At 41.4% G+C, this 21,262-nt stretch carries 16 protein-coding genes; 3 read left to right on the top strand and 13 right to left on the bottom strand.

Annotation, left to right across the window (positions count from 1 at the left end; translation table 11 throughout):
* Positions 1-17: 17 nt before the first annotated feature.
* Genes UXI14_RS04665 through UXI14_RS04655 form a run of 3 tightly spaced genes read left to right on the top strand, consistent with a single transcriptional unit; the run spans position 18 to position 2,633 of the window.
* The gene (locus tag UXI14_RS04665) at positions 18-368 is read left to right on the top strand and encodes a hypothetical protein (RefSeq protein WP_335965087.1); all 351 of its coding nucleotides are present in this window, start codon (positions 18-20) and stop codon (positions 366-368) included.
* Between the two features lie 27 nt (positions 369-395).
* Positions 396-1,955 (top strand): TrkH family potassium uptake protein, encoded by a 1,560-nt coding sequence (locus tag UXI14_RS04660; protein ID WP_335965086.1) that lies wholly within the window; start codon positions 396-398, stop codon positions 1,953-1,955.
* Between the two features lie 12 nt (positions 1,956-1,967).
* On the top strand, positions 1,968-2,633 hold the full coding sequence (locus tag UXI14_RS04655; protein ID WP_335965084.1) for a TrkA family potassium uptake protein: 666 nt from the start codon (positions 1,968-1,970) through the stop codon (positions 2,631-2,633).
* Positions 2,634-3,057: 424 nt separating this feature from the next.
* Here the strand turns inward: UXI14_RS04655 and UXI14_RS04650 are convergent, their stop codons facing one another.
* From UXI14_RS04650 to UXI14_RS04590, 13 genes are all read right to left on the bottom strand, one after another.
* Positions 3,058-4,827 (bottom strand): class I mannose-6-phosphate isomerase, encoded by a 1,770-nt coding sequence (locus UXI14_RS04650; RefSeq protein WP_335965083.1) that lies wholly within the window; start codon positions 4,825-4,827, stop codon positions 3,058-3,060.
* A gap of 8 nt (positions 4,828-4,835) precedes the next feature.
* Positions 4,836-6,059 carry a glycoside hydrolase family 76 protein gene (locus tag UXI14_RS04645; RefSeq protein ID WP_335965082.1) on the bottom strand — a complete coding sequence of 408 codons (1,224 nt, stop codon included), beginning with the start codon at positions 6,057-6,059 and terminating at the stop codon, positions 4,836-4,838.
* An 11-nt stretch (positions 6,060-6,070) separates the two neighbouring features.
* On the bottom strand, positions 6,071-7,300 hold the full coding sequence (locus tag UXI14_RS04640; protein ID WP_335965081.1) for a SusE domain-containing protein: 1,230 nt from the start codon (positions 7,298-7,300) through the stop codon (positions 6,071-6,073).
* On the bottom strand, positions 7,300-8,871 hold the full coding sequence (locus tag UXI14_RS04635; RefSeq protein WP_335965080.1) for a RagB/SusD family nutrient uptake outer membrane protein: 1,572 nt from the start codon (positions 8,869-8,871) through the stop codon (positions 7,300-7,302). Before UXI14_RS04635 ends, UXI14_RS04640 begins: the two co-directional genes overlap by 1 nt.
* Positions 8,872-8,882: 11 nt before the next feature.
* Positions 8,883-11,891, bottom strand: coding sequence for a TonB-dependent receptor (locus UXI14_RS04630; protein ID WP_335965079.1), 3,009 nt, complete (start codon positions 11,889-11,891; stop codon positions 8,883-8,885).
* Positions 11,892-11,966: 75 nt separating this feature from the next.
* Positions 11,967-14,339 (bottom strand): GH92 family glycosyl hydrolase, encoded by a 2,373-nt coding sequence (locus tag UXI14_RS04625; RefSeq protein WP_335965078.1) that lies wholly within the window; start codon positions 14,337-14,339, stop codon positions 11,967-11,969.
* A 6-nt stretch (positions 14,340-14,345) separates the two neighbouring features.
* Positions 14,346-15,488: an MFS transporter gene (locus UXI14_RS04620; RefSeq protein ID WP_335965077.1), complete on the bottom strand. Its 1,143-nt coding sequence runs from the start codon at positions 15,486-15,488 to the stop codon at positions 14,346-14,348.
* Between the two features lies 1 nt (position 15,489).
* Complete coding sequence (locus tag UXI14_RS04615) at positions 15,490-16,401, bottom strand: ROK family protein (protein WP_335965076.1); 912 nt, start codon at positions 16,399-16,401, stop codon at positions 15,490-15,492.
* Positions 16,398-17,126: a GntR family transcriptional regulator gene (locus tag UXI14_RS04610; RefSeq protein ID WP_335965075.1), complete on the bottom strand. Its 729-nt coding sequence runs from the start codon at positions 17,124-17,126 to the stop codon at positions 16,398-16,400. Before UXI14_RS04610 ends, UXI14_RS04615 begins: the two co-directional genes overlap by 4 nt.
* Positions 17,127-17,841: 715 nt before the next feature.
* Positions 17,842-18,852, bottom strand: a complete 1,011-nt coding sequence (locus UXI14_RS04605; RefSeq protein ID WP_335965074.1) for a nucleotidyl transferase AbiEii/AbiGii toxin family protein — start codon at positions 18,850-18,852, stop codon at positions 17,842-17,844.
* A 3-nt stretch (positions 18,853-18,855) separates the two neighbouring features.
* Positions 18,856-19,452, bottom strand: coding sequence for a DUF6088 family protein (locus UXI14_RS04600; RefSeq protein WP_335965073.1), 597 nt, complete (start codon positions 19,450-19,452; stop codon positions 18,856-18,858).
* A gap of 188 nt (positions 19,453-19,640) precedes the next feature.
* On the bottom strand, positions 19,641-20,483 hold the full coding sequence (locus UXI14_RS04595; RefSeq protein WP_335965072.1) for a hypothetical protein: 843 nt from the start codon (positions 20,481-20,483) through the stop codon (positions 19,641-19,643).
* A gap of 8 nt (positions 20,484-20,491) precedes the next feature.
* The gene (locus tag UXI14_RS04590; RefSeq protein ID WP_335965071.1) at positions 20,492-21,262 is read right to left on the bottom strand and encodes a glycosyltransferase family A protein; all 771 of its coding nucleotides are present in this window, start codon (positions 21,260-21,262) and stop codon (positions 20,492-20,494) included.

Raw genomic sequence — 21,262 nt, 5'->3', positions numbered from 1 at the left:
GAATAATATTTCAAATTATGAGTGCAAAAGATGAAATTTCAATAAGTCCATTAGAAGCAGAAACCATTGTTGAAATCTGCTTTTTGATAAACGATGTAAAGCATCAGTTAGAAAATGAGAACGTCCTTCAAGTACAAAAAACACTTGCCAGTGACACGCTTATACGTACAAAAATTGATGCCATGCTGGCATCTGTTTCTTCCAAGGAATTTTCTAGAAACTTAAAAGAAAGCCAAGAGGTTGTCGGTCAGGCCCTAAAGGGCTTTCATATGAAAAGTGTTGTAGAAAGCCTTCATATAGCCAATCTAGAACAAACGCTGAGAAAGCTACAATCACTGTTATTAAAAATAGATACTCCCGCAGAATAATATCATAATATTTCAATTTAAACTTAAATGTTCAAAACAATTCTTAAACAGGTTGCCGGTTTGCAACTCATATTGGGCGCCGTCATTTTAGTTCCTTGTGTAGTGGCAATGATATATGGGGAATGGTATTCCTTTCTTGGTTTTTTAATAGCCTCTGCTATAGTTTCCGGTCTTGGTTATATCATATTTAAATCGTTAAAAGAAGTAGATGACCCTCAATACCAACAATCACTGTTGATAGCAGCACTTGGATGGTTAATGATTATTGTGATGGGAGCCATACCTTACTTTGTAATTGCCCAGATCACACCTTTGGAAGTCATGCAGGGATTTGTTCCCCATGGTTTTGATTACCCATCCAGTTTATTAAATTTTAAAAACCCCTTGCATTGTATTTTTGAGAGTACCAGTGCTTTTACAACAACCGGACTTACCATGTCTTACCATGAACCATCAATAGGTAAGGCAGTAATTTTTTACCGGTGTTTTTCTCAATGGATCGGCGGTGCAGGATTTATAGTGATGGCATTGGCTGTTTTTAAGCAAATTCCGGGGCAGTCGGCCATATTATTGTATGGTTCCGAGGCCAGTGGTACCAAATTAAAAACAAATGTCATCCAAACAGCCCGTTCCATTTGGAAGGTTTATGTGGTTATAACATGCATCATGATCATATATATTTTTGTTGGAACCTATTGTATATTGCCTGATTATCCAATAGCTGATAATCTTTTTGATGCCGTTAACCATGCCATGGCCGGGCAATCTACAGGTGGATTTAGCACACTTGACGATAGTATTGCAGGTTATAAATCGGAAAAAATGGAGATTCTTTTCATGTTGCCGATGCTGATCGGTGGTCTTTCCATTCCGTTTTTGTACCGGTTTACCTTTTTAGGGAACTACAAAGAACTATGGAGGGATATCCAAACGCGGGCATTCTTGATTGCTTCCGTATTGGGAGGTATTTTTCTCTCCGTTTTATTGATGAATTCTGAAGGTGTTTCAGATCCTATCCGGGAAGGTGCTTTTCAGTTTATAAGCGGTTTATCAACCACAGGGTGGCAAACTTCCAATATAGGCCAGTGGGACGACCTTCCGGTGCTATTTATCGTTGCAGGATCTATGATAATTGGTGGCTGTGCGGGAGGAACAGTCGGAGGCGTGAAGATTATTAGGGCACTTTTACTGCAAAAGGGATTACGGTGGCATATCAATAAAATATTTTTATCCAAAAACACAATAAAAAAAGTAAAATTCAACAATCGATACCTACTTTCCCATGAAATGAATTCGGAATTGGCAAAAGCAGGGATTTTTACGCTCATTTATTTGTTGTTCGTATTCTTTTCAACATGTATAACGGTCTATTTTATGGGACCTGATTATACACTTTCCGATGCCATCTTTGAATCTGCTTCCGCTCAAGGAACAGTAGGACTTTCCACAGGGATTTCAGACCCATCGATGTCTCCGGTTCTCGAATTAGTTTACATCATACAAATGTGGGCGGGACGTATTGAAATTATACCCGTACTGGTATTGGTACGCATTTTATTTTATGGAACAAAAACAAGAAACATATAAAAAATTGTTAAGATGAATATAATTATCGTAGGCTCGGGAAAAACAGGTAAACATGTGATAGAAGCCGCTTTGAAAGATAAGCAGAATGTTTACGTAATAGAAAAGAACAAAGAAGCTGCCAATTGGGCCGCTACCAATTATGACTGTGTGGTTATCAATGCAGATGCTACCATGACCGAAGCTTTAAAGGAAGCCAAAGCACATCAGGCCGATGCCATTATTGTAACGACCAATGACGATGCCGTAAACGCACTCGTTATCCTGCTGGCCAGAGAGATGGGGATAAAGCGCCTGATCAGCTCGGTCAACAAAGATGATTTATTACCGGTATTCGAACAACTCGGAATCGACACCGTGGAAAGCCCGTACCGGCTTAACGGTAAATACCTGTATCGTGCCATGCTCGGGCCCAATGTAAAGGAATTTTTGGATTTGGGGGACGGCTATGAGTTATTGGAAGTAGCCGTGGAAAAGGATGCGGTTATTTCCAATAAATACATCAAATCACTGTCCAAAGACAAAATACTGCCATCAGACTCTTTGGTCGTACTGGTTAAGAGGAATAATCAGGTGATTGTTCCGGAAGGCGATACCAGGATCTTTGTCAATGATATTTTGGTGGTCCTGTCCAAAAAAAATAAGGTCGCGGAAATTTCCAGGGTATTTAGGCAGGGTTAAAAGAAGTTCGCGCAACAGAATGAAAAAGCCCCTGCAAAAACGACCGAACGTCAACGATTTTCATGATACCACGATATTGCCTCTTATGCCCTTTGCTTAAAATTGACCTGTAAAAGTGCACAATAGTGCACTTTTTATTGTTTTTTATAGATTAGTTGGCCTTTTTTGACTTAAAAGAGTTATATAACGCACTTTAGTAAGTTAATTGATAGTATAAAAAAGCGCAGCATAACATATAGGACATGTTTATTTTACCATGAGTGCAATGGTGCCATTATTAGGGAACGTTCTTATTTTTATACTTTTTGATTTCATCAAATTGAAAACAAAAAAGGCCATGTAAAATGAACATGGCCTTAACTCAAACTAATCTAAAATAATAATCACTAGCTACAGATGCTATTAAAAGATCGTTTTCTTGTTCTTATTTAATGAATGCTTTTAGCACCATAATCGGCATGGCACCAGGGTTTTCGATAGTGTATGAACCTACCCCTGCAGGAATGATGAACGATTCAGCATAATGAAATACAAAGGATTTTCCATCAATGGTCAATTCCATCTTTTGCCCCTCAACCAGACTGATTACATGCGCCTTATTCTCAGTATGTATCGTAATTTTACGATGAATAGTGTATCTATGGATATCATACAGATGCTCCGTATGGGTGGGCAAGTGTTCCAATGTACGGTCAGCATCCGAACCCAGCACCTTTGGTGATGAAATGAGCTCTTCCTCGACCCTTTCCCCGCAGCGTTCAAAAACCAAATTTTCCATCCCCCTATCGATATTAATAGGCCTGGGGCTGCCATCCAGGTCCACCCGTAACCAATCGTACATTTTAAAGGTATAAATGTAAGGAGTGGAACTGACCTCCAAAACCAGGTTATCCTTTCCCGAGCTGTGGATGGTCCCCGGAGGGATTAAATACAGCCCGTGTTTTTCAGCCTCAAAAACCTGAACAAATTGTTCCACTTCCAATTCGGTCTTATTTTTATAGCTATTTTCCAAAGCCGCCTGAAAGGCCTCCGGGGTAACTCCCTTTTGAAAGCCCAAATAGACTTTTGCATCATCTTTTCTGTCCAGAATATAATAGGTTTCCTCCTGCGTTATGTTTTCCCCGAAATGCTCCTTGATATAAGCCTTTTGAGGATGGCACTGAATGGATAAATTCCCGCCGTCGAAGGTATCCAAAAAGTCAAACCGGATAGGGAACTCGTATTGGTATTGCTCAAAATCATTGCCTAGAACATCCTCTCCGGCATGGTACATCAAAAAATCAAATGAAAATTCCAATAAGAGCTTGGAGCTTTCAAAAATGACCCCATTCTCCGGAACAATAAGCTCAAAGGACCATGCATAATTCTCCACATCCCCCGAAAGGCCTTCAATTTTATTTTCTATCCAGTGACCGCCCCATGCACCGGGTTCAAACCACGGTCGGACCCTGACAGGATTTTGAACACAAGAATTGATTCCACTGCGCCAGTCATCACCTTTCATCCATGTGATGGATGTACTTCGCTGTCCGTCTATAAGAAAGTCTATCCCATCTTTGATTTTTCTCTTATGCCTATTCAATACCACCCAGTCCACAAAGTAAAACCGTTTGTACATTTCCTTGGGCGATCCTAATTGTTTTGCTCCCAGATTCAATATAGAACCTGCACGGGATCGATACTGGATTTCATTTTTACTAACATCAATATATACATTGGTACCATCAACAGGAATCAGGGAAGCTCCTGTACCATAAAAAATGGTCGGTGTTGATGAATCCACGCCATTAAAACTTTTCAAAATATCGGTCTCAAAAAAATCAAGCAATTCCAACTGGGCGATTTTACCGAACACGGGGTCGTGCCCACCTAAATAAGGCGCAATCATTTGATCAATAGCCGCCTCCGGCTTATAGGCCTTTTGAGTATCAACCCATTCAGGACATACTCCAATGGCTTGGAAAGCATTGTCCAAACGCACTTTAACCGTTTCAAAAAGTACGCCCGCATATCCGTCAATTTTAATCACGGGCGATTTCGCCAAGGCCCGTGCCAGGGACTCATACCCGCTATGTATAAGATCAGGGCCTATATCAAAGGTCGGATATATATCGTACCCTGATACCTGATCGTTCTTTTCCACCGGTAATTCCGGTTGGCTTGTCTTTCGAACTTTTGCTTCTATTTCATTCATTATACTACTTATTTTTCTTCTTTCATCTCATTTTTATAAAGGGCGATATTGCCATATGCTTCAATCAAAGCAGCCTGATGCAACAGCCAATAATACCTCCCTTTTCGGTTTCCGGACCAGTCCTCGTAGAATTGCCCGTCATCATTTCTGGCATGTTCCCAGGCATAGTCCATATTTTGGATAAAGACATCGATATATACTTCCGTTTTTGAATCGTAGGGAGCCAGTTGTATAAAAGCTGACAGCAACTCAACATTAAACCAAGGGTCATTGGTCTGATAAAAAAATTGGCCATCGATTACCTTGGTAAATTTGGAATAGGCACCTCTTGCCGTATTTATGGAATGATCCAAATACATCTGTTCCCCGGTTATTTCATAGAGGTTGATTCCGGACATGATCATCAGTCCGGCATTATAGGTCCATTTGGTCGTATTTATCTCTTCCGTTCCTATATTGATATCATTCCAGTACAAATTATCCGAAGGGTCCCTTAAGGTGTTATAAACCCATTGATACACGCTTTCGGCAAAGGTTAAATACCTTGTTTCCTTGGTTAATTTATACAGCTCTGTAGTAATATAGGCCGCATAAGCACTGGTGTTGGCTGCCTTTATACAATGCGTACCTTCCGTACAGTTTTTGGATTGCCCCTCAAACCAATACAATCCACCTCCCATCCGGGAATCTTCCCCGGACATAATAAAATCCGTGACCGTTTTGGCTCGCTCCAAATAAAAAGCCTCCTTGGTCAGGGAGTAGGCCTTTAACAATTCCATTACTACAATGGATGCGTCGTCGTAATAATGATCCGTACTGCCACCGGTGGTGGGATAAGCCTGATAGGTAGGCAGGGTGTTCCTATTGTCATAATATGCATTGAGTCCCGAGAACTCCTTTTCAAAAATGGCCTTGTCATACCCCAGTTCATATAAAATATTCCCGGCCGTTAACATCCCTACATAAGGCCAGAGGTAGCTGTACTCATTATCTCCGGTCTGTTGAGGAAAGTTTTCTTTATACAAATCACCGCTTTTATAAAGCTTCTGTATCATATCATAGGTGGCCTTGGCCTTTTCGCCATAACTCAGCGTATCCTCCTCCACAGGTGGGTTATCCCCATCTGTTGGGGGGGCCATCATTTGATCTTCTATGGATGCATTGTTACTACAGCTTAAAAAGCACAACAACGATACGGCCGTTAAAACTGCATTCTTTTTAAAAATATTCATGGTCCCAATTTTTAATTCATCTCAAATTCATGGTAATAATGATCGGCCTTCGGATCGAAAACAATCCGGACTGTAAAGTCAACACCGTTTAACTGATCGGGAAACTTCCACGCCCCTTGCCAATACCCGGCATCCGGCCCTAAGAAATACGTATTGTAGTAATAGTCCGGCTGATCGCCATTGGGCCGCCCGTTATAAGCCTCAACCCCCTGCACCAAAGAACCATCCATATTATCGTTATGGAAACTCCCTATATAAGAGGCCTGGCCCTCCAATAGAAACTTAAAACGGTAGCGCTCTTCCTCCCATCCAAGCCATGAAGGTGCCTCGGGGGCCCCGGGGGTTAAAAACTCAAAATAACCGTCCGTCGCTTCAAAAGTGTGATTTCCGACATAGTTAAGATTAGCCTTTACAACCTCATTGGCCATAATATACAACTTCACATCAGAAATTTCTGTAAAGGAAATCGTGGCCTGCGATAAATTCATACGTACCCTGTAGACCCCTTCTTTCAGGGCAAAGCTTGAAGGATCCGATCCTCCTCTTATTTTACCTTCTTCATTGATGTAATAATAATTGATTTCCTCCGCACTTGGGTTGTCCGAACTTGCTATAAAAAAATCTCCGGGAGTGAGTCGGGTGATGGATTCAAAAACACCCGGCTGAATATCCTGGTTCGGTAATTCACTTGAAATCTCTTTAAAAGCAATCGCATTTTCCAGGTCCGGAGCCTCGGTAGCACTTCCGTACATATACATATATTCCGGAAATATGGCCAATCCTTCGGGCCGTGTCAACTTTACGGTAGAAACGGTATCGAATGGATTTACAAAATAACTGCTAGTTACCTCAATGGTCCAATCCAGGCTTCCCGTTTCCAATTGTTGAATCCCGGCCTGGGCGGCCATCACATTTAAACGGGCAGCACTCGCGGTATAGGTGGTCGACGCACCACCATTGTCCGAAACCGCTGCATAGATAGGATCTTGAAAATCCCCTCCGTGCTCATCAAAAAGTATTTTATAACTAACGGCGCCCCCATCGGCTGATTTTGCAGCTGACCAAGAAAAAATAATGCGGTCGTCATTGGCCGTATCAATGGTTACCACTTCGTTATCGGCAGGGGACTCAAGGCTCCCTGTCCGTACAATCTCAGGATCAAGTGAATAGTTCTCATCGTTGCATGATGTCAATGTTATTACTGCCAATAACATAAACATCCCTATAGTTCTTGCTTTCATTACCAGTTAGGGTTTTGCGTTAAATTAGTATTGATATCTCGTTCACTTTGTGGGATTGGCCACAAGTAATGCTTCTCGGGATCAAAGGACCTGGAACTCACCCTTATATACCCGTCATCTTCCGAAGATGCCCCGGTCTTCATACCGTGTGTCCATCCGTTTAAAACCGTTTCTGCCAGTTTCCACCTACGGATATCAAAAAAACGATGGCCGGCTTCAAAGGCCAATTCTACACGGCGTTCATTTCGGACAACTTCCCTGAGCAGTGTTTGGTTATTCCCGGGGAATTCCAGCGCATGTCCCTGTAAGCCGGCTCTTTGACGAAGCGCTCCAATGGTAGTATCCCAATCTTGCTGATCAAAGGTTCCCAATTCTATTTTCGCCTCGGCATAGTTCAAAAGGACCTCGGCATAACGTATCAAGATCAGGTTTAAACCGGAATAGGTTTGGTTTCGGGCCTGCGGATCAAAGTATTTATGCACGTAATACCCCGTCGGGGTTGTATTGGAAGAGTAGTTTAATCCATCGGGATCGGCATTGGGAGAAGTATCTATGATGATTTGATTGCCGTTATAATCCGTCATGGGATACCCGTTATAGATTACCGTGGCCCTTAACCGCGGATCCCTGTTCTGATAGGGGTTTTCCGGATCGTAATTGGACTGCGGGTCCCCTATAGCATATCCGTCAACGGTCAAATAGCTGTCCACCAATTCCTGAAGCGGGGAAAAATTTGCATAGCCTCCCAGACTCGGAGGGACAAGGGAGTACTGATTGTTGTGCTCCCGGTTGGTGGGAATGTATTGAAGGCTCAAAAGAATTTCGTCCGCCATTTCATTTTCGGTGCTGAACAGTCCCGCATAATCCGGAAACAACGTATGCCGTCCAATGAGCTCCCCTGCCAGGTCTGCCGCATTTTCATAATTCCCGTTGTACAAATAAATCCTGGACTGCAGTGCAATGGCAGCATCTTTGGTAATCCTGCCGTTCTGGTCGGCCGGATAAGAATCCGGAAGGTCTTTAATCGCCTGCTCCAATTCTTCATGGATAAAAGAAAGAATGGTGGCCCTATCCGTTCTTTCCAACGAAAGCGACTCCTCTATACTAATCTCATCAGTGATAAAAGGGACATCCCCGTACAATTCAATCAAATAAAAATAGTGTAATGCCCTGATAAACCTTCCTTGTGCTTTGTAGGATTTTCGTTGTGCCTCATCAATTTCCGTCACCCCGTCAATATTGTTAAAAAAGATATTAGTTCGTCGAATCGCTTCATATCTTGAACTCCATATCCCACTGACAACCCCGTTAGTGGGACCATAACTTCCGCTTGCAATATTCCGGTAATCCTCCCTTCCTTTGGTGTAGGCATCATCGGAGAGTGCATTTAAAAACAGGTACGTATCCGCATCCATAAGGTCTGCGTACATGGAGTTAAGAAATATCCGCGCATCTTCGTCCGTCTGCCAATAGGTCAACTCGCTTTCCGAATCAATGGGAGCAATGTCCAAATCTGATGTACACCCGGTTAGGACCGAGTAAAACATGATAAGTGCTATAATTTTTTTCATTTTTTTCGTTTTTAGAAATTGATATTCAAACCAAGGGAGAACACACGGTTCACCGGATAAACCCTTCCGCTGTATCCGACATTCTCCGGATCCACCCCAAGGTCGTTTAACGGACTAAAAGTCAATAGGTTTAAGCCTGTCAGATACAGGCGCATACTTTGCATTCCTATATTCTCCATTACCTGAGAAGGCAGGGTATAACCGATTTGTACGTTCTTCACCCTTACATACTGTGCATCGTAGATGTAAAAATCAGATTTAGCGGCATTATTGACCGACTCCGACCCAACGGTCAGCCTCGGATAGGACGCATCTAAGTTTTCCGGGGTCCATCGATCCAGGTGCCTTTCGAAAACAGGTCCTTCGTTGTTGTTGTGAAATGCTTCGATGATCTCTCCCCGAAGCCATTGCTGTCTTTTTCCTACCCCTTGAATAAATACCGAAAAGTCAAATCCCTTCCAATTGGCGGCATAGGTAGCTCCGTAGGTATATCTCGGAAATTCATTTCCTAGGACAAACCGGTCATTTTCATAATCGATCTGGCCGTCACCATTGCGATCGAGATATTTGATATCCCCCGGGTCCACATCATTGACAAATAAGGGCGTGGCACCGGTGGGGATTTCTTCTTCCGAATTAAAATACCCGTCCGATTTTAAGGCATAATAAGAGTTTATGGAGTATCCCTCACGAAGAATCGTGTTCACATCGCCTCCATTTATAAACTCCCTTCCCTTTAGGTCTTCTATTTCATTGTGGTTGTCCGATAGATTAAAGTTCAGGGAATGATTAACGGCCCCTGTATGAAAATCGTAATTCATGCTGAGTTCCCAGCCCCGGTTCCTGACTGATCCCGCATTTTGAAATGGCTGTCCCAGTCCATAAGTCGCCGGCACGGGAAGCTGTAATAAAATATCCTCGGTTAAATTGTCAAATACCTCAATGGTCACATCCAATTTTCGCTTAAAAAAGGACAGGTCCAACCCGATGTTCTTCATCGTTGAAGTCTCCCAGGTACGGTTTTGGTTCGAGACCGAATAGTACGAACCGGAAACACCGACACCCCCGAAACTATAGACATTACTACTTGCACTTATCAGGCTCTGATACCCGTACAAATCGGAAATGTCCTGATTTCCCAACTGTCCCCAAGAAGCGCGTATTTTTGCAAAGGATACGATATCTTCAATAGGTTTAAAGAAATTTTCCCTGCTGAGTACCCAGCCTACGGAAACAGAAGGAAACACCCCCCACCGTTGATCGGAGGAAAACCTAGAAGAGCCGTCATAACGGATATTTCCATTTACGATGTATTTATCATCATACGTATATCCAACCCTTCCAAAATACGAAGTAATGGCCCATTCATCGCCGGACCCATTGGCTTCTTGAATCTCCCCGGCATTGTCCAGTACTCCGTGATCGTTTCCGGGTATATCCAGACCGGTCACATCAAAAAACTCACTTTTGAACCGTTCGGTAGATCCTCCCAGGAGCACATTGATATCATGTTTATCGGCAAAGGTTTTTTTATAGGTAGCCGTCAGGTATGGGTTCAGGTATAAGGACCGGAAATAATTATCGGTAACGGAATTCTGGTTGTTCCCGCCTCCTGGATAGGCAAACGCAATTGCCTTGCGGAACTGGTGGGTTTTATTGCTTACGATATTACCTCCCAATACGCCCTTTATAATAAGGTCGTTCACCGGTTCATAGGCCATGGAAAAGTTTCCGAGCGTCTCGTCATTTTGTGTATCGGTAACCCCTCCCTGCTCTAATTGTGCCAAGGGGTTGCTGTTGCTTCCGCTAACCAGCGTATAGTTTCCGGCTGCATCGACGATGTTATAGATAGGGGGGATCCGAACGGTGGGCTCTATAATAAACTCTTCATAATAAGCATGGTCTTTAATATCATTACGGGCAAAGGACAACCGCGCCCCCACTTTAAATTTATCACTGATTTTTTTATCAATGTTAATCCTTGCATTGTACCTTTTATACCCGTAATCAGGCCCCTTGAACATACTTTCCTGATCCAGGTACCCCAGGGACACTAAATAATTAAGGCCGTCATTCGCGCCACTCATGGAAAGGTTATGACTGGACTGCAATGCCATGTCCTTATATATCTCCCTGTTCCAGTTCACATCCGGTCCGTTCTCCTTAAACTCCAAAATCTGCTCCGGCGTAAACGCAGGTGCCATCCCTGAATTAATCAATGCCTCATTTCTAAGGGTCGCATATTCCCAGGATTTGGCGAACTTGGGAAAGTTGGTCGGTTGTTGTACCCCCATCATGGTCTGATAGGTAAAGTTAGCCTTGCCCTCTTTTCCGTTTTTAGTGGTTACCAGTATGACCCCGTTGGCAGCCCGGGAACCGTATATGGCCGAGGAGGCGGCATCCTTTAGGACACTGATACTTTCAATATTGTTGGGATTGATATTGTTCAACGAACTAATGACACCGTCCACTACAATCAGGGGGGTATTTCCATTGATGGTGCTTACCCCGCGAATATTGATTCTCGGGACCGACCCCGGTTTTGAAGAGGTATTCTGAATTACCAAACCGGAGGATTCACCTTGTAAGGCTTCATAGGAATTGGCAACGGGCTTCCCCTGTATGGCCTTTTCATCTATGGAACTCACGGCTCCGGTCAGCTTGGCACGTTTTTCGGTCCCGTAACCAATTACCACCACATCCTCCAATTGGTTAAGATCGCTCTCTAGCGTGATTCGGTAATTCGTCTTCCCGGATACAATGGCGATCTCCCGGGATTTAAATCCGATAAAGCTCACCACTATAAATTGTGAAGACGGGTTTTTTAAATTCAAATCGAAATGCCCGTCGAAATCCGTAACGGTGCCGTTTTCGGTTCCTTTCTCCATAATGGTCGCTCCAGGTAAAGGTCCAGATTGATCGCTTACAATTCCGGACACATGGCCTCCTTGGGCAAATACATTGACGGTCAAGGCCAACAGTACAAAGGTCAGTACTAACTTAAAGTGTTTGTTTTTCATAATTCAACGTTATTAAGTCCATATGTTTGAACATATATATAATTATAATATGCGTATTGTTTTAATGCATTCGTTTTATTTCCAGGAATTAAAAAGCTCTTTATTGGGTACATCCCCCATCACGAACTTTAACCTTGCCCCGTCTTTTAATGTGGAGAGTGCTATATTGTGCTTACCATACGGTTGCCCGTTAACTTCAATGGATTGCACATAATAATTGTTCGACCCGTTATTTTCAGTCTCAATGACAAGGGTCTTTCCATAACCGTTTGCAATGGTCACTTTTTTGAACAGTGGACTGCCAATCTGAAATGAAGGATTGCTTTCGGTCAAGCCCTTTACATCAAACAGTCCCAAGGAGGACATCACGTACCAGGCGCCGAGTTGCCCCTGATCCTCATCTTGTCCGTAACCATAACCGTGTATCCCACCGGTTCCGTAGAATTCATCACAAATCCTCCGCACCCATTTTTGGGTCAGCCAGGGATGGTCTGTGAAATTGAACAGCCAGGCAATGTGAAGATTGGGCTGGTTCCCTTGATTGTACAGATATTTCACCCCGGCAAAGGCATCGATCTCCTCGCCTCCGAATTTGGTCTTCTCAGAAATGGTAAAAATAGAGTCCAGCCTTCTAACAAATTTTTCTTCTCCCATTTCCTTTACAAGGGCCCTAGGGGCATGCGGCACATAAAAGGTATACTGCCAGGCATTTCCCTCCTGAAATCCGGCCCAAGGCGCAAACGGGTCAAAATCTTTTAAAAATTCCCCGGAGGCCAGTCTCGGCCTTACAAAATCGGTTTCGCTGTCATAAACTTCCTTCCAGTTCTCGGATAAGGCCAGAAGCTCTTTATACGCCTTATCTTTCCCAATCGATTTGGCAAATTGTGCCACGGCATAGCTACTGTAACTGTACTCAAGTGCATGGGATACCGAAAAGCCCGAACCTTCCGAAGAAGTATCCCATCCCGGGATATAATCAATATAACCCTGCTTTATAAACTGTCCCAGGTCAGTCTTTCCGGCACCTTCATTTCGGTCCCTATAACGGGTCTCATTTTCATAAGCTGCCCTAAAGGCCAGATCGACATCATAGTCCCGTATTCCGGATTGATACGCAGCGGCAATCACCAATCCCACAAAATTGGTCCCCACACCGGATACATATTTGGAATTGGCCAATCCATCCGAAAGCCAGCCCGAGTTTTTATATACCGCAAGGTGGGTCTGAATAAAATCGTTGTAATATTCGGGCCATACCAGTGCCCATAATTGGGTCAGGTTCCAAAAGGCCCCCCAAACCGAATCCGTATTGTAAAAATTAAACGAAGGGACGCCCTGCTCCGTTAGCGGGATCTGTCCGATACTCCCGTCGTTTTGCGGAAAAGCCCCATTGACATCACTGGCGAGTCCTCTCCCTAAAAGCGCGTGGTAAAGTCCTGTGTAAAATTTGACCTTATTGACCTCCGAGGTATCGCTCACCCTGATTTTTCCCAATTCCTGCAGCCAGGTTTCCGTTGCCTTTTTCTTTGCCTGCTCAAAGTTGAGCCCTCCGGCTTCTTTCCCCAAATTTAATCGGGCATTCTCAACAGAGGTATAAGAAAACCCCATTTTTAGCTCAACCGTTTCCTTGGCCCTTGTTGAAAATTGCAGGTACATGCCGGCGCCTTTTCCTTGTATCGACAAGCTATCCTTAAACTGACGCTCTTTAAGAAATGTCCCCACTGTGGTAGGTTTTTTATTGATCATCCCTGAGAAAAACATGCGAACCTCTCCCTCAGGCTGATATTTTTTTACATATTCGGGATAGGTGACCACCCAGCCTTCGATCCTGTTTTCTTCTTTGTTATACCATACCGAAGCATCTTTTACCGCTCCGCTTTCCCCCAATTGGTTTCCGATGTCCATGATAAGGTAGGCCTGCTTGGTTTCGGGAAATGTATACCGTAAAAACCCGACTCTTTTGGTAGCGGTCAGTTCCGCCACTACATCATAGTCCTTGAGTTTGACGCGATAATACCCCGGTTGGGCGTGTTCATCCTCCCTGTCAAAGCGCGAGCGATAGCCCATATCGGGGTCTTCCAGGGTGCCTGGGACCGTTTTCAATGCCCCGGTCATTGCCGAAAACAAAAATCCCCCGACCTGAAATTCATGAAGCCCGGCAAAACCTTCAATACTCTGGTGCCTTTGGTCATATCCCACGGCTTCCCATCCTTGTTCATTTCCATACGAACCATTGGTAGAGGGCCCTAATTTGGCCATCCCGAAAGGAACGGCCGCCGGGGTATAAAAGAACCACCGACTGTGTGCGGTTCCAATATTGGGGTCCACATAACTCAAAAGCTTGTCCGTTGGGTTGGTTTTCGTTTTCTCGCCAACCGTTTCTTCTTTTGTGGTCTGACAGGAAATCATCAGAAACAATAAAAGCACAGAAATTGTATACTTATTCATAATATGTTAGTTTGATTTGATTATAAAATACGCGCCCAATACATAGAGTGCACCTATTAAAAGCACTCCAAAACTCCAGGAGACCCCAAAATAATTATTGACTACACCCATGAGCGGCGGAATGACCGCCCCCCCTACAACGGCCATGATCATAAGTCCCGAAATTTCACTGGAACGCTCCGGGTACTTCCCGATGGTAATCGAAAAAATAAGGGGGAACAGGTTTCCCGAGCTCAGTCCCGTCATGAATATAAAAACAGATGCAGACAGCGGACTTGGGGCCAGTATGGTCAATATCAACGAACCAACGGTAAGGACGGCAGACCACCACAGAAACTTTACAGTATCCACCCTGGCGAGTATAAGCGCTCCGGCAAACCTGCTTATCATAAGTGCTAAAAAATAAACACTGATCCCCAATGAGGCATTTTCCAGGCTCACGTCAAATTTCCGTACCAACAGGTTTTGAATATTGGTATTCATTCCAACATCCAAGCCCACTATAAGAAAGATAGCCAATACCATACAGGCAATAAACCTATTTTTTAGCAGGGCCAAGGCGGTCTTAAAAGAAGCTCTTTCTTCACAGCGGGTTTCCTGAACCGGGGTCAGGGCAAGCCAGAGACCACATAACACAGCCGTAACCCCGTAAAAAATAAGGACATATTTCCAATCACTCATCCAACCTACCATAAAGGTCACCAGCACTGGCCCCAGTAAGGAACTTATGGCTTTTATAAACTGGGAGAGGCTCATAAAACTGGAAAAATTCGATTTGGACACTACCTCTTGCAATAAAGGGTTTACCGATACCTGTATAATCGTATTTCCAACACCCAGTAACACAAAGCAGGCCAATAAACTCCCATAGGTATATAAGATAAAGGGAAGGAACATCCCAATGGCGGTTATAAAGATACCGATCAGTAAGAGCTTCCTTTTTCCGTAATTGTTCTGTAGCACCCCTACCGGAATCGACAGTACAAAAAACCACACAAAGACCATGGACGGAATCAATTGAGATAGTTCGGGGGAAAGGTCAAAGTCCCGTTGTGCATATCCCGTTGACACCCCGACAATATCAACAAAGCCCATAACAAAGTAGCACAAAAGCACGGAGGCTATTTTAAAAAGCTGTTTTGGCTGCATATTACATGAGTTTAAATGTTGGTTGAATGTTTTTATAATAGTGGTCGTCCAACAGCAATGCACTTCCTATGATGGCAGCTTCTTCCCCGAGTTTCGACACATATATTTTCACATCCGGTATTTCGTGTTGCAAACTATCCCCAAAACAATCAAAGGCCCTTGAAATATTGCCGCCGATAATTAAAACCCCTGCACCGAAGTCTTGGGCATAACGGCGTATGAACTGTCCCAGTTCCTTTCCGAACCATTGAAAGCAATCGACCGCCTTTTGATCGTACGGCACTCTTTCGTACAATTCCCTTACGTTGTTGACCTGATGCCCCGATATTTTTTGATAATGGGTAATGAGACCGCGTGTGGAAAATACCTCATCTGCCAAATGGCCTTTGTGAATTTGATTGTACAGGAACCCGCCCCGGGGAACATCGGGACTGCTTATGACAGGGTATGAATTTTTCAAAAACGATGCCCCAAGACCTGTCCCCAGTGTGATGGCCAATGCCTTGGAATACTTTTTTGCCTCTCCGGCAATGGATTCCCCTATGGAAAAGGCCGCCGCATCATTTATAAATCGTACCTGAGATCCCGGGAAACCCAACCGGTCGGATAGTTCCTTTCGTACGTTGAGGCCATATAGGGTACCGAGTTTTCCCAAACCCTTAATTTCGCTAATCCCCTGATTGTAATCAAAGGGCCCCGGCATGGCGATGCCAATACCCATTGCAGGAAAGCCGGCCAGCTTAATCGTTTGCGTAACAGCGTCTGCCCAAGCGTTTAAAATAACGTTTGCAGCCCCTTTGGAATCCACTTTTTGATGGATAAAGGTATTTTTCAATATTTGTATGTTAGAATGTTCATACATACTACAACATATATGACTGCCTCCGATATCTACGCCAATACTGTACTTCATCTTTTTATCTCTATTGAATAGGTGAATTTATCATTTCTGTAATACCCGATATTATATTCTATGGGGCGGTCTCCCGGATCGGAGACAAACCGTTCCCGGATTAATATCGGTTCCGTTTTATCGATCTGTAAAATCCCGGAAAAGTTTCCGGCCGTTCCCGCTTTTATCTTTTCTCTGGACACCGACGGGATGGTGTGATAATCCTTCTCAAGGATATCGTATAAGGACCGTTGAAAATCCTCTTCCCCGGTAAGGCCGATACGGGGATGAAAATAGCTTTCAAAATAGACCAAAGGTTCTGCATCTCCTTTTAGTCGGGATAATTTTAAAATTTTTGTGTCCGGTTTTATGTCAAAAAAAGTGGCAATGGCCTCCTTCACTTTCACCCATTCTACATTGATCTTTAAATTTTTAAATGGAATCCCCTTCGAGCTCATCTCCTGGGTAAAGCTGTGCCACTCCGATAAATTGGTTGTGATATTTTTCCCCGCTACCTTGGTGCCCACTCCTTTCTTGCGGACAATCAACCCTTCATTATGGAGCTTATTGGCCGCCTGGCGGATTGTATTGCGGGAAACCCCGAGCTTTTTGGCCAGCTCCACTTCCCGCGGAAGGAATGCCCCGTTTTTGAATTCGGGCAATTCAATTAATTCTCTCAATAACTGCTCTACCTGAAGATGCAGGGGAATAGGGTTTTGGTGATCTACTTTTAATTCCAATTTCACAAACTATAAATGTTCATATGTATGCACAAAGTGCGAATATATAAATATTTTATTATTTATTTAAACAAATGGTAAAATTTGATGTAAAATAGTATGGATTTATATGACATCTTGTACAAATTATATTGAATTCATAGTTAAACCATTACACAAAACCTAGAGAAATCACCGATTATACCTAACATCATACATAAACCGTTTTTAAAACGGATGATTTGCCGTGGGCTGCGCTTTGTAAATCATCCGTTTTAAAAATGATAGGCAAGCGCCGATTGAGCGTCCCGTAAGTTTTGTTGTTAAACTTCCCATATCAAAACGGTATTACGAGGTAAAAACAGACCGCTTTCTTAATTCTGTGTTCTGGAACCTGCCCTTGGTTAGGTCTTTGACAAGACCCACCCATCGCTGTTAAATGGTATTTACTCCCGTATTTTTGATTTTGTTTACAAAAGCCGGTACCTTTCCTGCGTGGCTCGGGAAGTACAAAATAGACAGAACGCTCCGTGAAGTATGATCGGTTTGGATTTTACTATCCCGGAGATTATTGTCCGTAATGGTAACAACACACTGCAATCAATAACTGCTCGTTTACATATTTGTAGACCAATCAATGTTCCGATGTGATTCGTCTTGATCAATAAGCCTGTAAATCGCCCTTTAAAGCTTCGCGTTTTCCAATACCCTCAAAAGGTGTCCGTATACAGCTTTTACTCATTTATTCAAATTTCAATTCGTTGTATTCTTGGGTTACTTGCTTAACGGTTTCCAAAAGGGCTGTAAAACTTGGACTGTCTTCTGGAATCATATTGGTTTGCATCGTTTTATAATCGTCTTGCCAAGCTTTTATAAAATCGTCTGGTGGAATAGGGTTTAGGTTTGGTGGATATAATGTGCCATATTCAACGCCACGCATTCCATTAAATCGTTCTCTGTGCTCAATAATAAAAATTATTAATTCTTGGTCGTAGGCTTTGTCTTTATGTTCGCTATTGTAGATTTTGGTAATGTCGTACAAATGCCTGCTTAAGCGTTCTACACGTATTTTGTCGTTAGGTTTTTTAAACTCTTCGTGTAACAAAAACAGTTTTTCTAAATAGGTGCGTTCTGGGTTTACACAAGGTACAGTTATGGGTGAATCAGCAAATAGACGTTTAGGAAATTGTTCACCTACAAATGATATAATTTCGCAATGTGTAAAAGGGTCTTTTAACGAGCGACTGCCCAATTCTACCTTTACTCTTGGTAAAACATATTCTGAATGTTCCGTAACCGCAGGATAATAGATTAAAATAGATACTGGGTCTTGGTCTCCATCACCTAAATTTTCAAAATCGAAAGTAACGTTTGTATAACCCTTATCTGCGAATGCTTTTTGTAAGGCTTCATAAAATGTAGTGGTAACAAACTCAAATGATTTCTCTCTTAATTTTTTTACTTGCGATTTGCTAATCAAACCACCATCAAAACCTAAATACTCTCTGTTTAGGGCCAAATCTATATCTTCTGAAAAGCGCTGTATTAAATGCCACGCTTTACTTAATGACGTACCGCCTTTAAATAATAGATGTTCGGCAACATCTAATTGCGAAAAGATAATATCAAGGGTTTGTACTACCCACCAATCTTTTTCTACAGCAAAATCCTGTATTTTTCTTTGTTTTGCAATTTCTTGAAAAACCAATCGTTTTTCTTCTGCACTTGCTTTATAAAATGTTAGACTACTCATTTGTTATAATGCTTTTGCCATAATTTCTGCTATCCATTGTGGTGCTAATTGTAAATCGTGTCTTAAATCTTCGAGCTTTTCATCTTTTAGAAGCTTTACAACTTTAGCTTCCTCGTTTTTGGTTAGGTTGTCTTTGCCTATCTCTGTTAATGCCAATACTACCAATTTGCTTATTTTACCCTTTAATGCTAATTTTTTAGGACTAACTTTTTTAAAGGTGATGCTTCTATTGTCTATTTTAATTTTTCGGGCTTTACCATCTGTATAATACACTACGTTTAATGGTATTTGTTCACTTAAACCTAAAGCGTGCATAGCAAAACTACCCGTTGGGATTATGCGTGCCTTATCACGTTTAGCAATAGCTTGTGCTATTTCATTTAAACTTGGCAGCACCATTTGGTTTAGTAGTTGGCTTATTTTTGGTTTAACATAAATACCACTTGCCAACCTGTATAAAACACCTCTTTTTACCAAACGATATAAAGCTACACGTAGCGCATTGGCATTGGCTATATGTGCAAAATCTTCTGTAAGGAAAATGGTTCCTTCTTCGTTGTTTTTTATTTGTGCAATTACTTGGTCTTCTATGCTTACCATATTGTTTATTTTATACTTTTTGTAATATAAAGTAGTATCTTTTCATTACAAAAATAACAAAAAACATTACAAAATCAATTTTAATTGTTTTCAAATATTTGTAACTAAAAAGGTTACAAGATGTTTTATACTTGGTTATTGGTATATGCTTCTTCTGTTAATATATAAAGTCTCGGACAAACTTCAAATTACGCTCTTTTCATTGAATTAACTTTTATTGTTAGATTATTAACAAATTGCTTTGTTACAGCATATCTTAAAGATTCCTCTTCGATATCCCATTGGTCAATGATTGTAGGGTTTGTATTAATTTCAAAGACTACAATCTGATTTTCTAAAAATGAATAATCAATTCTCCCATACTCAATATTTGTTATTTCTGAAATTTTTTGAAGCAATTCTCGATGAGGATTATTATTTAAGTATTTGATTTCATTTATGATTGATTCATTTGTTATAGAACTTGAGCTTTTTACATTCCATCTTTCTGATATGAAATAATGTCTAGGTATTATCTCTCCATCAATTATAAATGCTCCATATTTGTGAAATAACGAATCCACAGAGGTGTTTACAAACTCTGTTATTAGGATATCTTTATGATTGATCTTTTCTATAACTTTAGTTAGTTCTGTATGATTATAAATCAAATCCGTATTGGGGCCGTTATGCTCAAATTCATCACGTAAAAAAACAGGATATCTTATTGATTGTACATCGACCTCTTGAGGTCTGTATACCTTAAAGAGATTGTAATTTAGACTGTTTAGATGATTTACCAAATCAAATCTTCTCAGTACTTTATTCGGATTATTCATTGTCCTACAGCCGACCTTCTCTACCTCTTCAAATATTTTTTTTAGTGTGTTAAGCCTTTTAGTATTACACCTATCAATATCACAAAAAATTACTATATCATCAACACTTAATTGATTTACATATAAATCTTCATACCCTATTACAGTAAGATTTTTAGCTTTTGTATAGTCAATAAATGGACTTACTGTATAAGAATGTTCTTTAAATGTCAAAAAGTATATCATTTTACTATCATATTTTTTACTATATCTTTATTTAAAGAAAGTAATTTTTTCTTTTGTCGGATTTCTTTTTCACTTTTTCTTTGGTTAGCTATTCGTAGATTAGAATTCGCTAAGTTATTTCTATGGTTGTATACATACAACACTTCATTAATAAACATGGAATATTTTCCTGATAATTCTAAAATAGGAAGAAACAAGGCCATGTCTGTGGCAGATTTAAAAAAATCACCCGAAGAATCTTTTAAGATTTCTTCATTAACGTATTTCAATATTCCATATTTAAAAGTTCGAAGATGTGTTGCAATCCAAGGAGACTCTCTAAAAGTATTATTACTCTTTATTTCATGGCTATAATCTTTAGACCATGAACAAACAATATTATTTGTAGATATATAATTACCATGAGTTGTAATTATTTCATTTTCTTTATATGCTTCAAATAAAATTGAGAGCGTATTATTTGAGTATAACCAGTCATCTCCATCAAGAAGTATAATTATATCTGTAGGCTTAGCACCCTTAATGGACTTTAAGAGGTTCCATCTAGCTTCTGTCGCGTAAACCTGTTCCTTTGAAACGAATATTTTAAATCTCACATCATTACCAATACATCTATTTGCAATATTGACACTATCATCCGTAGGGTTGTCAAACCATATTAAAAATGTAAAACTTTTAATGTGTTGATTTTTAACTGAATTTATGTTTTTTTCTATCCAGTTTTCTACATTTCGACATGTGCAAATTATATAGAAATGAGCAGACAT

The sequence above is a fragment of the Galbibacter sp. PAP.153 genome, from assembly GCF_037029175.1.
Lineage (GTDB): Bacteria > Bacteroidota > Bacteroidia > Flavobacteriales > Flavobacteriaceae > Galbibacter > Galbibacter pacificus.
This window is presented reverse-complemented; position numbering and strand designations above follow the sequence as displayed.

Excerpts from the sequence above, each read along its gene's own strand:
- UXI14_RS04665 (WP_335965087.1), top strand. The coding sequence starts at position 18 with ATGAGTGCAAAAGATGAAATTTCAATAAGTCCATTAGAAGCAGAAACC.
- UXI14_RS04660 (WP_335965086.1), top strand. The coding sequence starts at position 396 with ATGTTCAAAACAATTCTTAAACAGGTTGCCGGTTTGCAACTCATATTG.
- UXI14_RS04655 (WP_335965084.1), top strand. The coding sequence starts at position 1,968 with ATGAATATAATTATCGTAGGCTCGGGAAAAACAGGTAAACATGTGATA.
- UXI14_RS04650 (WP_335965083.1), bottom strand. The coding sequence starts at position 4,827 with ATGAATGAAATAGAAGCAAAAGTTCGAAAGACAAGCCAACCGGAATTA.
- UXI14_RS04645 (WP_335965082.1), bottom strand. The coding sequence starts at position 6,059 with ATGAATATTTTTAAAAAGAATGCAGTTTTAACGGCCGTATCGTTGTTG.
- UXI14_RS04640 (WP_335965081.1), bottom strand. The coding sequence starts at position 7,300 with ATGAAAGCAAGAACTATAGGGATGTTTATGTTATTGGCAGTAATAACA.
- UXI14_RS04635 (WP_335965080.1), bottom strand. The coding sequence starts at position 8,871 with ATGAAAAAAATTATAGCACTTATCATGTTTTACTCGGTCCTAACCGGG.
- UXI14_RS04630 (WP_335965079.1), bottom strand. The coding sequence starts at position 11,891 with ATGAAAAACAAACACTTTAAGTTAGTACTGACCTTTGTACTGTTGGCC.
- UXI14_RS04625 (WP_335965078.1), bottom strand. The coding sequence starts at position 14,339 with ATGAATAAGTATACAATTTCTGTGCTTTTATTGTTTCTGATGATTTCC.
- UXI14_RS04620 (WP_335965077.1), bottom strand. The coding sequence starts at position 15,488 with ATGCAGCCAAAACAGCTTTTTAAAATAGCCTCCGTGCTTTTGTGCTAC.
- UXI14_RS04615 (WP_335965076.1), bottom strand. The coding sequence starts at position 16,401 with ATGAAGTACAGTATTGGCGTAGATATCGGAGGCAGTCATATATGTTGT.
- UXI14_RS04605 (WP_335965074.1), bottom strand. The coding sequence starts at position 18,852 with ATGAGTAGTCTAACATTTTATAAAGCAAGTGCAGAAGAAAAACGATTG.
- UXI14_RS04600 (WP_335965073.1), bottom strand. The coding sequence starts at position 19,452 with ATGGTAAGCATAGAAGACCAAGTAATTGCACAAATAAAAAACAACGAA.
- UXI14_RS04590 (WP_335965071.1), bottom strand. The coding sequence starts at position 21,262 with ATGTCTGCTCATTTCTATATAATTTGCACATGTCGAAATGTAGAAAAC.